Genomic DNA, 13,556 nt, shown 5'->3' on the forward strand with positions numbered 1-13,556 from the left:
GAAGCAACAGGTAGCTACAGCTAGCTGATCCATTCCTCCGTTAATGTTGAATAATTAGTTTTTGTACGGCCGATCGCTTGTCGGCGAAAAGGCGAATTAAATATAAGCCATCAGGCAGATAACTCAAATCTAACGTTTGCTGCCCGCGACTTGGTTCAAGGGTGAGGAGCACCCGGCCGGCATTGTTCATAACGTCCAGGCGGGTGAGACCGGGTTCATCCCACCGGACTAAACCCGTTGTTGGGTTCGGGTAGGTACGTAACGGAGCCAGCGGTTCGGGCTCCGGAACAGCCGTCACAATGGTATCGGGTTTGGCCCCCATTACGGGCCGAAGCATGAAGGCTCCCTGTACATTCAGCGAAGCCGAGGCTAAATTCTGATCCCAGTTGCTGCCTGCATTGTAAAAAATCTGTGAGCCAAACGGGCTGTTTTTGTCAAACCCTAATCGCAGGTATGTCGTATCGCTGCTACTAATTTGCTGATAGCCAATATAAAACGTATCCCTTACCGAAACACTCTTTGAAAATTTAAACTCAACAAATCCGTTCCGATAGGTTGGGTATTGGGTTGTAAATGCCTGCTGATAAATTGCGGTCCCCGGCCGACCAGACCGGTTACTGTATACGTTGATGACAAAAGACTGGCCCGTCTGGTTGGTCGTGAAAGGCACGATACACGCCCGGACGCCCCCAATGGCATCGGGCTTGTTGAGAATAAACCGGACCGCAATTTGCTCCCGCTGCCGGATTTGCTGCGCGTACTCCCAGGTACCATCATCGTACGCATAATAGTCATCGAGAGCGGCTACGGCCGAAATAGTGTCGTTTCGCCGGAGGTTTACACCGGGGATGGACGGGTTCTGATCGTCGGTGGTGAGCAGGTCAATTTTGTACCGCAGCAAGGCTCTGGTAGCCGAGTCCAGACCAGAGACCGGGGCCGGCTTAGCGGCTTTCCGTTGCGAACTAAGCGAGGCTATCAACATCGAGCTGGTCTGCGGATCATCCTGAACAACACGCCCTGACACCTCATCCCGTATGGTAAAGTCGAAGGTCGTAAAGTTGAAATTGTTGAATAGGTTGTTGATATCCGTTCTGACCGAGTCAGCCATTTCGTTGGCCGGATTGACCAGGTATTGGGCGAGCGGCATGGCTGTGTAGCGTTTTAACAGCGGACTAAGCGCCTGCCTAACAGCCACATCTTTTACAAACCGATCGTTAACCGAACGCCCCCGGTTCAGGTAAATATAATCGACATGCCAGGTATCGAACGGACCGGACTCGTTTCCAAACGAACGGAACCGGAAAGTGAATCCCGCATGGAAATAGGCCGCACTGCGGATCGGAACAAAGACCTGAAAAAAGTTATTGTTGACAACACCTCCCACTTTAGCCCATACCGTTTGCCAGGCACCATTGCGATCCAGAAACTGAACCGTGAGAGAATCCCCGGCCTGCCGACTCAATGAATCGCCCCGATCGGGCAGTTCGCCCAGGCCTTTAGCCTGCCAGTAAAAACTAAGGTAGACGGAGTCCGCAGCCGATAAACCCGCCAGATTGATGGGTAAAGATGTTAACGTATCGGTATAACCCTGGAGTGACGTTGAATTTTGAACATAAGGACGTCCGTTGGCCGCCAATCCATCGAAAGAAGCAACATTGACTGTGGGCTGACCAATGGCCATGGTATTGTTGATGTACACCCCGCTGCCTGACTGCCAGAGAGCCGGATCAGGCTTGTCGAGGCCGGGGCGACCGCTGGCCGTCGAGAAATCCTCGAAAAACGGGAGCGCCAGAGGGGTCTGGGCGCTCACGATGGAATACGATAAGCTAACTAATATCAGCAACAAGCCACGCAAACAACGTCCGAAGAACGGATTGACTGGCTGACAGATTAAAGCTGTTCTCATCGGGTATGTGGGCCGAAAACGGGTTTATTGGTCGGGTTCAATGGGTCCCACGATCCACAAATCCATTGTTTCGCCAACGCGGATGCGTTCGCCAGACCGGGCTTCGGGTCGCTGCCGGACCACTGTGCCGACTTCCTTTTCAGGATCTTCAACGGAAATTTTCGTGCCAACTTTCAGGTTCGATCCACGGATGGCGGCTTCGGCTTCATCGAGGGGTAATCCTACAACGTTGGGAATCTCAAACATCGTACTTCCCAGGCCATCCCCCACTTCAAGATCGATCTGAGCCCCTTTCGGAATAGGTGTTCCGGCGGCAATTTCCTTGCCGTTGTACAACTGCCGAAGCACCGAATTTTTCGCAACGTCCGGAACATAAATGGGCGGTCCACTCACTAGATCCAGTGATTTCAGGTTAAGTTGCGCACTCCGCAGCGTCAGGCTGACCAGGTTGGGCATCTGCACCATCGGAGCCACCCGTTTCGTAATGGTCAGGTAGATCTTGCGCCCTTCTTTCACTTTCGCATTAGCCCTTGGATACTGCTGAATAACCGTCAGCGGCTGAGCACCAGAGACAAACGTACAGTCACTTACTTCGTAACGCAGATCGCGGTCGTCCAGCAGATTCTGCATTTCATCCAGGCTCAGACGCGTCACGTCGGGCACCGTAATGGTTTGCCCGTGGTTTGTTGTGTAGGGCAGGTAAACAAAGAAAAACGCCAGAAAGAAGGCCGCCAGCAGGGCTGTGATAATGCCAATATGGATCAGCAGGTCAAAAAAGGAGCGGGTGCTGATTTTAGCCATTCGGGAGTGGTGATTGGTGGTGTTTTTCGGAGGCCACCCGGTTCAGTTAGTTTACACGTTTCACAAAAGTAGCAGAATCCGCAACGGGCTACCGATAGCCCGCGAACATTTTTTTCAGGTATTTCCCCACAATATCAAACTCAAGATTGACAATATCGCCAGCCTTCAGGTTTCGAAAATTGGTGTGTTCGTAGGTGTATGGTATAATGGCCACCCGAAAACGGTCTACTTCTGAGTTGAAAACGGTTAAACTAACTCCATTGATACAAATAGACCCTTTTTCGACCGTAACGTTCTGACTGGCTGGTTCAGAACCTGGTTCGTACTGAAAATCAAATAACCAGCTGCCGTCTACGTCCTGAACACTGGTACAAATACCCGTCTGGTCGACGTGCCCCTGTACGATATGTCCATCGAAACGGCCATTGGCGGGCATACAGCGCTCCAGGTTGACCCAGCTACCCGTGGTCAGCTTTCCCAGATTCGTTTTTTTCAGGGTTTCATCAATGGCCGTCACGGTATAGCTTCCGTCGGCAATGCTGGTAACGGTCAGGCAAACACCGTTATGGCTGACGCTCTGGTCAATTTTGAGTTCAGGAGCCAGTGCCGACTCAATACGAAAGGTTAAATTAGTGCCCTCTGCTTCAATGTCCGATACAACACCGGCGGATTCAACAATACCTGTAAACATAAAACGTATAAATCGTGAGTTAATGAGCCGCAAGCATCGGACCGGCAAACGCTGCGGAGTCGATGCTTACAACTTCCTGCTTATGATGAACAGCGAACTGCCAAAGGGGGTTCGGCGCAGGAGTACCTGTTCGGTCCGGGCAATACGATAAAGTGTTTCATTGATCCAGCGACTCGGCAAATACACATCCGATTGAGCCGCGTCGGGTGAGCGCCAGCCCATGGCAAACTGCAACCGTTGCCACTGCCGAATGGCCAGAATCAGGGGTGATAGAGCGAAACTCCAGTAAGTAGCCGCTTGGATGGACAGGCCGTGTTGAGGTAACCATTGATCAAAATCAGCCTGAACGAACCGCCGAATGATGCCAACGGCCACATCGTGCTCTCCGCGAAAGAGGTCGAACGCGTTGTTGTTGGTCACCAGAACGCCACCGGGTTTCAGCCGGTCGGAGAGTGCGCCTAGCAAAGGGTGCAGGTCAACGTCCATAAAATAGCAGAACACATCATTGCAGATAATCGCATCGTATGTTTCCAATGGCTCCGTATGAGCGAGGTCGTTTAGGTTGACCAGCCTGACGGAGAGTTCGCGCTGCTGACAGAAAGCCACGGCATCCGCCGACCCGTCAATACCGTGCAGATTCGTGTACCCCTGCCGACGTAAAAAATCCAGCAAACCACCCGTACCGCATCCGGCATCCAGAATAGCTACCTCCCGACGCTGACCAAACCTCTGTTGCAGGCTCCTGGCCACACGCTCGTGCAAACTACGGTACCACCACAGTTGCCCCTCCAGCCGAAACATCTTTTCGTATTCTTCCGTACGACCGATCATAAAAGCGAAAGAGTGAAGGAGTGAAAGAGCGAAGGAGTGAGAGGGTACATGATGGAAGGAATGGAAAAGAATAAATGAGGAAAGAACAAGTAAGAAAATAGGCAAGAGAGTGAGAAGGTGTCCCGCTGAGCCACTCTTTCACTCTTTCACTCTTTCACTCTTTTTTACTACATACGCCGGCAACCCGCTGTGTGCCATGAATAACTTGCCCAGATACTCACCCAGTACACCCAGAAAAAGCAGTTGAAGACCCAACCCCGTTAAAACAACCCAGACAACAATGCCCCAGCCCACCAGGTGTACGCCGTTGAGTAGCCAGCTGATGCCGAAAAGCAGACCGCTCAGCAAGCCGAGTCCAAATAAAGTCGCACCCAGTACCGTAAACACCCGAATAGGCCACAGCGAGTAACCGATAAACACGTTCAGGAACAGGGAAACCAGCTTGCGAACCGTGTAATTCGAACGGCCATCCAGACGAGGATTGTGTGGTACTTCCACGCTACCCACATTACGCGTCGACCGAAAAATCAATCCATCAATGTACGGATAAGGCCCCTGATACCGGACAATTTCCTGCACAACCTCCCGCCGAATCAGCTTGAAACTCGATAGGTAAAGGTCACGCGGTTTGTCTAGTGAGTAAGTCGTTAAGGTATTGACCAGCCAACTGCCCAGGTTCCGAAACCAGTGATGCTGCTTCTGGGCGTAACAACTATAGACAACATCATACTGCCCCGCTTCGGCCGTTTCGACAAGTGTCAGGATAGACTCGGGCGGATTCTGGAAATCATCGTCGATAATGACCACATACCTTCCTTCCGAATGAGCAAGCCCGCACAGGACCGCATTAAATTCACCAAAATTCCGGCGTAGCGAGATAAACTGAACGTTACCAAAACGATCGTCAAGTAACTGACAGATAGCCTCCGAACGATCCTTACTACCATCGTTAATGAGTATAATTTCCGCGCGTCTCCCGGCCAAACAATCCTGCAATCGGTCGACCAACGGCGCTATTGTACGTTCGCTGTTATAAACGGGAATAACTACAGACAGATACATTGTTGATAAGTGAATGGCGAAGGAGCGAAAGAAGGAATAAGTGAATAACAGGACACTCGTTCACTCATTTACGCTTCCGTTCAGGCTATTGATTGTGCTGATAATGTAATCTACTTCATCGTCTGTCATGGCCGGATTGAGCGGCAAACTGACTACTTCCCGATGTAATTGTTCAGCCATCGGAAACGACAACTGCGCATAAGCCGGGTAGGCCCGTTGCTGATGAGGTGGAACCGGATAATGTATATCGGTGACGATTCCCCGCTCGCGGAGACAGGTGCGAAAATCATCGCGGTTCGGATGCCGAACAACAAACAAGTGCCAGACATCCTGCGCTGCCTGATTGGCCGGGGGGAGCCCTACATCGGGATTATGGATACCGGTCAGATACCGGTTAGCAATCGTACGTCGGCGGGCATTGGCCTGGTCGAGCAACGGTAATTTCGCCGATAAAATGGCGGCCTGGAGTTCATCCAACCGGCTGTTCAGCCCTGCGTAGTCGTTGATGTACTTCTGGCTGGAGCCGTAGTTCCGCAGGGCTCGTACCCGTTTCGCCAGTGCATCGTCATTGGTTGTGATAGCCCCCGCATCGCCCAGCGCACCCAGATTTTTACTGGGATAAAAGCTCCAGCCTGCCGCATCGCCCAAATTACCCGCCCGACGGGTGGTTTCGGCCAACTCTCCAGCGGAACACGTGGCACCATGCGCCTGAGCGGCATCTTCCAGTACCTTCAGGCCATATTGCTTCGCCAGCGCATTGATAGATACCATGTCGCAGCAACGGCCGTATAAATGAACGGGTAAAATCGCTTTTGTCCCGGGAGTAATGGCGGCCTCAATTTTAGTCGGGTCAAGCAGATATGTCTGCGGATCGGGCTCAACGAAAACAGGAGTCAGGCCAGCGTGTGTGATGCTCAGTACCGATGCAATGTAAGCGTTTGCGGCAACGATCACATCGCTGTTGGCCGGAAAATCCCAGGCCTTCAGCACTAACGTCAGGGCATCCAGGCCGTTAGCCACACCAATACAGTGGCGCGTTTGGCAATAAGCCGCAAACTGCTGCTCAAACGCTTCGACCTCCCTTCCCAGAATGTACCAGCCAGACGCTGTAACCCGCTCAATAGCCTCCGCGATGACGGCCTGGTAGGGCTCGTTGATCCGCCTTAAATCCAGAAATGGAATCATTCCGAATCAGCCATGAGTAGCTGAACTACACCTTTTCCATTCGGGTAAGGCTCGTATATGTAGTCATCTTTGTCGTACAATTCATTCGCAATAACCAGCAGAATAGCATCGTCAGAGAATGAGTCCATGGTATGCCAGTCTTCAGGCTTTAGGATTAAGCACTGGCGGGGAGTCGTCAACAGAAAAGTATCTTCCTGCGTTCCGTTATTCGTGTATACGCGGCAACGGCCACTCAAGCAAACGAGCGCTTGCCAGGTGCGGTGGTGTCGATGACCCGCACGAGTGATGTGGCCAGCCTCATAAATATAATAGACCCTCTGAATGACCCCCGGAATAATTCCTTCAAAAACCGTTAGATTTCCCCTATCAGATTCAACTGTTTTCAACTCGCAGAGTTTGGCCATTACACGGGTAAATTTTAGTTTTGATGAGTGAATGATGGAAAAGGCCTTAAATATATTAAAAACTACTTAAAGCTCGTGTAGCTAAAAATCAGCATTTGAGTAAAAATGCCCAACGCGGTTGCACAACAGTTCCGTAAGTAGTTAGGCTCGTCTTTTTACAAGAATATATAGGATCATTTGGTTATGTTACGAAATAAATTTTTTCTTACTGGTTTATTTGTAGTGGCTTTAGCGGTATTGTATTTCACGTTTTTCGATGGCGGTAACATGACATCTGGCAGTGGCTTGGAGGCCGTCGTTAAGCCCGAAACGTACCGCCAGGAGTTAGCCACAAAGCGCACGGAGAAAGACCAGTTCATGCGAACAAACGGCGAGTCACCAATTCAGGACAAGGCATCCTTTAATGGCTTACGTTATTTCTCGCCCGACCCCGCTTATCGCGTTGTTGCCCGGCTCGAACCTTTTGCGGATAAGACGCAGAAACTGGTTGTTCGGATGAGCGACGGTGGTGAAGAGGTCTACGAAAAATTTGCCCACGCCGTCTTTAGCCTGGATGGGGAAGCGCATCGGCTGTTAATTGTCAAACTCGCAAACACGTACTCCATTCTGTTTCGCGATGCAACGTCGGGCAACGAAACGTACGGCGGTGGTCGCTACCTTGAACTCGACCCGGCACAACTTTCAGAAAGCCAGGCAGTCATTGACTTCAATACGGCCTATAATCCCTACTGCGCCTACAACCCCAAATATGCCTGCCCGCTACCGCCTGCCGAAAATAAGCTACCCATTGCGGTAAAGGCTGGGGAGAAATATACCGCTCATGAATAGCTGATTTGATTGTTCATATAGTTTTTTTGCCATCAATTAACTGCGTGCACAACCAAGCAATTGGCTAACTTTGCGGTAATAATTTGCTTTGCCGCTGTATGGAAGTCTCCTATAAATGGTTACAAGAGTTCATTGAATTGCCCGAATCACCCGAAGAAGTTGGTAAACTACTGACCGCAACGGGCCTGGAAGTTGAAGGAATTGAGAAAATAGACGCGGTGCCGGGTGGGCTGGAAGGCGTCGTTATTGGTCAGGTACTTACGTGTACCAAACACCCCGATGCGGATAAATTAAGCCTGACCACGGTTGACGTTGGTACGGATCAACCGCTGCCCATTGTTTGTGGTGCTCCTAACGTGGCGGCTGGCCAAAAGGTCGTGGTAGCGCTCGTTGGCGCAACCCTCCACCCCGCTTCGGGCGAGCCGTTTCAAATCAAGAAAGCCAAAATTCGTGGATCAGCATCCGAAGGAATGATCTGCGCAGAAGATGAGATAGGCTTAGGAACATCGCACGCGGGCATACTGGTACTAACTACGGATCTGCCAAACGGTACCCCGGCCGCCCGCTACTTCAAGCTTGAAGCCGACTACCAGATCGCCATTGGCCTGACTCCTAACCGCATTGACGCGGCCTCTCATCTGGGCACCGCCCGCGACCTGAAAGCCGTGCTAAACCGGCCGCTTCGGTTGCCTTCCGTTGAGGCCTTTACGGTTACTACTACCGACCTGACGCTCGATGTAGCAGTTGATGACACGGCAGCCTGTCCCCGGTACGCTGGTCTTACCCTAGAGGGACTGACGGTTAGCGAATCGCCGGACTGGCTGAAGCAACGGTTGCTGAGTATTGGTCTGAACCCGATCAACAACATCGTGGATGTAACGAATTTCGTTTGCCACGATCTGGGCCAGCCATTACACGCCTTCGATGCGGCCAAGATTTCGGGGAATAAAGTCATTGTTAAAACACTGCCCGAAGGCACGCCGTTTGTCACCCTCGATGGCGTAGAGCGTAAGCTTACCGCTACTGACCTGATGATCTGTGATGCGGAGAAACCAATGTGCATTGCGGGGGTGTTCGGGGGACAAAACTCGGGGGTATCGGCGCAGACGACCCGCATTTTTCTGGAATCGGCCTATTTCTCGCCAACGTCAATCCGCAAAACCGCGCAACAGCACAGCCTGAAAACAGATGCATCGTTTCGTTTCGAGCGGGGTATCGATCCCAACATTACCATCTTTGCGCTCAAACGGGCAGCCCTGCTTATTCAGAAGGTGGCCGGGGGCACGGTCAGTTCAGCAATAACAGACATTTACCCTACACCTATTGATGCGTTCCGGGTACCTGTCCGCTACCGCAACATTGACCGGTTGATCGGGGTTGCCATTGACCACGCTGAAATTCACCGCATTCTGGAAGCCCTGGATATTCAGGCAGAATCGGTGCAGGAAGATGGCTTCATCGCCATTGTGCCTCCCTACCGCGTTGACGTGACGCGGGAAGCCGATGTGATCGAAGAAATTCTCCGCATTTACGGCCTGGACAATATTCCGCTCTCGGCCAACCTTGCCGCCGATTCGCTTTCTGAGTTTCCCAAAACGGACCCCGATCAATGGCAAAGCCGAGTTGGTCAATTGATGGCGGCCAATGGCTTTTACGAGATTCTGACGCTCTCATTGACCCGCCCCGCCTACAACGATGCCATCCGCTCGTCGTTGACCGGCGACGATGTTACGCTCCTCAATCCGCTGAGCGACGAGTTGTCTGTTATGCGGCAAACGCTGTTGTTTTCGGCGCTGGAAACGCTGGTTTACAACCTGAATCGGCGGCAGAAAGATGTGAAAACGTTTGAGTTTGGCAAGGTTTATCATAAAGTAAAACTTGAGGACGGCACTACGAAGTACGTTGAGCGTATGCGAATGAGTCTGGCGATCATTGGAAATCAGAATTCCGAAAGTTGGCTTCAGAAAGGTCAGCCCGTGGCTTATCACGATCTGGCCACGGCTGTTCAACGGATTTTAAATTTGTTCCGCATCAAGTCGTTCGAAACACAACCCGCCGATCCAGCTCTTTTTCAGTATGGCCTGACGTACATTGTCAATAAAAAACCAGTAGTTAGCCTGGGATTGGTTAATCCCAAGTTAACGAAACTAGTTGATCTAAAACAGCCGGTATTCTACGCTGATTTCGATTGGCAAACGTTGCTTAAACTAGCATCCGGTAAAATTCGTTACGAAGAAGTAGCCAAATTCCCTGAAGTTCGGCGCGATCTGTCGCTTGTCATAGACAAAGCTGTTTCGTTCGAACAAATTAGTAAACTGGCTCGTCAAACGGAACGTAAATTATTGCGTGCGATTAATGTATTTGATGTGTACGAAGGCGAAAATATCGGTGAAGGAAAAAAAGCCTATTCGGTCAACTTCATGTTGCAGGATGCCACTCAAACCCTCACCGATGTAGCTATTGATAAAACGATGCAGCGACTCATGACAGCTTTCGAGCAGGAACTGGGCGCAGTGATCAGGAAATAAAATGAGCGAATGAGTACAAGAGCGAAAAAACGAAATACCAGATCAACTTATTGATAAGGAGGTATTCCGTTGAGGTCGCTCTTCACTCGTTCACTCTTTCACTCGGTAAAACTGTGGTAAGCGAACATCAAATTATTGCCCTCGTTGAGCGCTTTGAGCACAAACTCAAACAGCTTACGAGAGTATATACGGATGCGCAGAAACAGGTTGAACAACTGGAACTGGAAAACGCTGCCCTGCAGGAGAATTTGAGGAAAGAGCAGGAGTTGGTTAGACAACTACGGAAAAAACCAGTTATTCCAGAAAAAAACACACCAAAGTCGAAAGATGTTGGTATAATTGTAAAAGACAATCTGTCTGAGACAGATACGAATGCTGAATTAAAACAACAACTCGACGAGTATATCCGGGAATTGGAACGGTGCATTGCTCACTTGAGTAGTTTGTCATAAGCCCAAAATGGAAGAATTGCCAATTCGCGTCAAAATTGCCGACCGGGTCTACAAATTAGCTGTGGAGCCGGAATCAGAGGCTATTGTGCGCGAAGCTGCCAAATTGATTCAGGATGAACTGAAGCAATACCGGGAAAGGGGAATGTCTGATACACAGGAGGCCCTGGCAATGATAGCCTTCGACTGCTTGGTTACCAAGCTCAGAGGAGAACGACAGATGCAACGATTACAACAGATGGTGTTTGACAAAATAACTCAATTAGATCAGGTCGTCACGCCGGTCATTTCGACATAAAAACGGCGAATTTCTACCCTCAAAATACTCAGAGTTGACGTTCGGAGCACTCGTATTGCAGCAGGTTGATGATTTATTTTTTCAACCCTAACGATATAGTCCGATGGACATTCCAGTTTGGTTAACGATTCTTGCTGCCCTGGTTGGGGGTGGTATTGGCATATTAATTGGCCGTCAGACCATGGCGGGCGTTCGCGCAAAGCACGAGAAAGAAGCCGAAGACAAAGCAGCGGCCATTTTAAAAAACGCTGAATTACAGGCAGAGACGATTAAAAAAGACCGGATATTAGAAGCGAAAGAAAAGTATCTGAAACTGAAAACCGAATTTGAAGAAACGACGAATCAGAAACGAAACATACTTCTTCAGAACGAAACGAAACTCAAGCAACGCGAACAACAGCTAGCCCAGCAGGCCGACCAGCAACGAAACCGCGAAAATGAGCTGAATCAGCAACGGAACGACCTGGGTCAGCAAAAAAATAGCCTGTCGCAGCAGATCGACGCCCTCAACAAGCGTCGGGACGATGTGGATAAACGGCAACAGGAAGCCGATCGCATGCTGGCCGACCAGGTAGCCCAACTCGAAAAAATTGCGGGTCTTTCAGCCGATCAGGCACGGGAGCAGCTTGTCGAAAACCTCAAGGCCGAAGCTGAAACGCGGGCCTCTTCGTACATCAAGAACATTGTTGAAGAAGCTAAACTAACGGCGACCAAAGAAGCTAAAAAGGTGGTTATCGAAACCATTCAGCGGACGGCTACCGAACACGCCATTGAGAACTGTGTATCGGTTTTCAACATCGAGTCGGATGACGTTAAGGGTAAGGTGATTGGGCGGGAAGGTCGTAATATCCGGGCACTCGAAGCCGCCACGGGTGTTGAAATTATCGTTGATGATACCCCCGAAGCAATCATCATTTCAGGTTTTGACCCGGTTCGTCGGGAAATTGCCCGCCTGTCGTTGCACCGCCTGGTTCAGGATGGTCGTATTCACCCCGCCCGTATTGAAGAGATTGTTGCCAAGACCCGCAAAAATATTGAAGACGAAATCGTCGAGATTGGTGAGCGTACAGTTATCGACCTGGGCATTCACGGTCTTCACCCCGAACTGATCAAGATGGTAGGCCGGATGCGTTTCCGCTCCAGTTACGGTCAGAATCTCCTGCAACACTCCCGCGAAGTAGCCAAACTGTGTGCTACCATGGCGGCCGAGTTAGGCTTGAATGCCAAGCTGGCTAAACGGGCTGGTTTGCTGCACGACATCGGCAAGGTCTGGCCTGAGGAAGCAGAACTACCCCACGCCATTCTGGGTATGGAGCTGGCGAAAAAGTACAAAGAGAATCCTGAAGTTATCAACGCCATTGGTGCTCACCACGATGAAATCGAGATGACAAGCATGATCTCGCCAATCGTTCAGGTGTGCGATGCGGTGTCTGGTTCCCGGCCGGGTGCCCGTCGCGAAATGATGGAGTCATACATTAAACGGCTCAAAGAGCTGGAAGAACTGGCGGGCAACTTCCCCGGTGTAACCAAATGTTACGCCATTCAGGCCGGTCGTGAGTTACGCATCATGGTCGACGCTGACCACGTTTCGGATGAACGGGCAGGGGTTTTATCGTACGAGATTTCGCAAAAAATAGAAAAAGAAATGCAGTATCCCGGCCAGATAAAAGTGACGGTTATTCGGGAGATGCGCGCAGTAGCTTACGCTAAATAAACGATCAAACAGAGCGCGGAGAAGGCGGGTCGGATGAGTTGAAACGGATAACTAATTGGTAAAAAATCTGTTTCAGTTCGTCCGTTCCGCCTTCTCCGCGTTTCGGCTAAATGCTGACTGATATGGATTTTTTTACCACTCTTTTACTTTTACTCGTCGGCGCAGGCGGGGGCGTGGCACTGGCGGGTACCCTACGAAAACGAGCGGGTGTTTCGAACGTCCGGCGAGATTCGGTTCTGCTGCTGGAGCGTATCGAGAAGGTATTTAAGGTGGTCATGGCAGAAGGCTACTTTTCGGAAATCTACAACTATCAGGATCAGAAGAAAATCCTGTATGTGCTCAATGACCCCAAAAAGGCGATGGTCATTGCCAAGTCAAAGGTATTGGTGGGCTTTGACTTCGCTAAAGTACAGTTCAGAACATCGGACAATGGCGACAAGAAACTGATCATTGAGTCGTTTCCGGCACCCGAGGTTTTATCCATTGATACAGATTATACGTTCTACGATATTCAGGCCGGTATTCTCAATCACTTCAGTGGAGACGACTACACTCAGATCCTGGACGAGGCCAAACGGGCCATGAATGAGCGGGCCATGCAGAGCGATCTGCCCAAAATTGCCAATAATCAAATCCAGTACATGATGTATCAATTGGCTAGTTCGATGGGCTGGCAACTCCAGTTGCCGGAGGCTGAACAACAAAAATTAGAAGCACTAAAAGCGCAGGCAGAAACCCGGACGCAAGGGGCCAAGCGACTGAACGCTGGCCATGCTGAAGCGAACTGAACGGTATATCAGCTCAGCAACTGATCTTTAGGCTAATAGCCGGTGAACACGATAGCCGTGCCGTCTTAACA

At 50.5% G+C, this 13,556-nt stretch carries 13 protein-coding genes; 6 read left to right on the top strand and 7 right to left on the bottom strand.

Annotation, left to right across the window (positions count from 1 at the left end):
- Positions 1-40: 40 nt before the first annotated feature.
- The 7 genes from ACYU87_RS07665 to ACYU87_RS07695 form a co-directional block, all read right to left on the bottom strand.
- Complete coding sequence (locus tag ACYU87_RS07665) at positions 41-1,906, bottom strand: T9SS type A sorting domain-containing protein (RefSeq protein WP_461133437.1); 1,866 nt, start codon at positions 1,904-1,906, stop codon at positions 41-43.
- Positions 1,907-1,930: 24 nt separating this feature from the next.
- The gene (locus ACYU87_RS07670; RefSeq protein ID WP_461133438.1) at positions 1,931-2,707 is read right to left on the bottom strand and encodes a PASTA domain-containing protein; all 777 of its coding nucleotides are present in this window, start codon (positions 2,705-2,707) and stop codon (positions 1,931-1,933) included.
- 88 nt (positions 2,708-2,795) lie between these two features.
- Positions 2,796-3,398 (bottom strand): riboflavin synthase, encoded by a 603-nt coding sequence (locus tag ACYU87_RS07675; RefSeq protein WP_461133439.1) that lies wholly within the window; start codon positions 3,396-3,398, stop codon positions 2,796-2,798.
- Positions 3,399-3,464: 66 nt separating this feature from the next.
- Positions 3,465-4,229, bottom strand: coding sequence for a class I SAM-dependent DNA methyltransferase (locus ACYU87_RS07680; protein WP_461133440.1), 765 nt, complete (start codon positions 4,227-4,229; stop codon positions 3,465-3,467).
- 138 nt (positions 4,230-4,367) lie between these two features.
- The gene (locus tag ACYU87_RS07685) at positions 4,368-5,291 is read right to left on the bottom strand and encodes a glycosyltransferase family 2 protein (RefSeq protein WP_461133441.1); all 924 of its coding nucleotides are present in this window, start codon (positions 5,289-5,291) and stop codon (positions 4,368-4,370) included.
- A gap of 60 nt (positions 5,292-5,351) precedes the next feature.
- Positions 5,352-6,476: a DegT/DnrJ/EryC1/StrS family aminotransferase gene (locus ACYU87_RS07690; protein WP_461133442.1), complete on the bottom strand. Its 1,125-nt coding sequence runs from the start codon at positions 6,474-6,476 to the stop codon at positions 5,352-5,354.
- Entirely contained in the window at positions 6,473-6,880 is a 408-nt protein-coding gene (locus tag ACYU87_RS07695; RefSeq protein ID WP_461133443.1) for a sugar 3,4-ketoisomerase, read from the bottom strand. Before ACYU87_RS07695 ends, ACYU87_RS07690 begins: the two co-directional genes overlap by 4 nt.
- A gap of 183 nt (positions 6,881-7,063) precedes the next feature.
- Between ACYU87_RS07695 and ACYU87_RS07700 the strand changes: the two genes are divergently transcribed.
- The 6 genes from ACYU87_RS07700 (at position 7,064) to ACYU87_RS07725 (ending at position 13,485) form a co-directional block, all read left to right on the top strand.
- Complete coding sequence (locus tag ACYU87_RS07700) at positions 7,064-7,708, top strand: DUF1684 domain-containing protein (RefSeq protein ID WP_461133444.1); 645 nt, start codon at positions 7,064-7,066, stop codon at positions 7,706-7,708.
- 98 nt (positions 7,709-7,806) lie between these two features.
- Positions 7,807-10,236, top strand: a complete 2,430-nt coding sequence (pheT, locus tag ACYU87_RS07705; protein WP_461133445.1) for a phenylalanine--tRNA ligase subunit beta — start codon at positions 7,807-7,809, stop codon at positions 10,234-10,236.
- 113 nt (positions 10,237-10,349) lie between these two features.
- Positions 10,350-10,688, top strand: a complete 339-nt coding sequence (locus ACYU87_RS07710) for a hypothetical protein (RefSeq protein WP_461133446.1) — start codon at positions 10,350-10,352, stop codon at positions 10,686-10,688.
- Positions 10,689-10,695: 7 nt separating this feature from the next.
- Entirely contained in the window at positions 10,696-10,983 is a 288-nt protein-coding gene (locus tag ACYU87_RS07715) for a cell division protein ZapA (RefSeq protein WP_461133447.1), read from the top strand.
- Positions 10,984-11,086: 103 nt separating this feature from the next.
- Entirely contained in the window at positions 11,087-12,697 is a 1,611-nt protein-coding gene (rny, locus tag ACYU87_RS07720) for a ribonuclease Y (RefSeq protein WP_461133448.1), read from the top strand.
- A 122-nt stretch (positions 12,698-12,819) separates the two neighbouring features.
- Positions 12,820-13,485 carry a DUF4230 domain-containing protein gene (locus tag ACYU87_RS07725; protein WP_461133449.1) on the top strand — a complete coding sequence of 222 codons (666 nt, stop codon included), beginning with the start codon at positions 12,820-12,822 and terminating at the stop codon, positions 13,483-13,485.
- Positions 13,486-13,556: the final 71 nt, after the last annotated feature.

The organism is Spirosoma lituiforme (assembly GCF_054776635.1).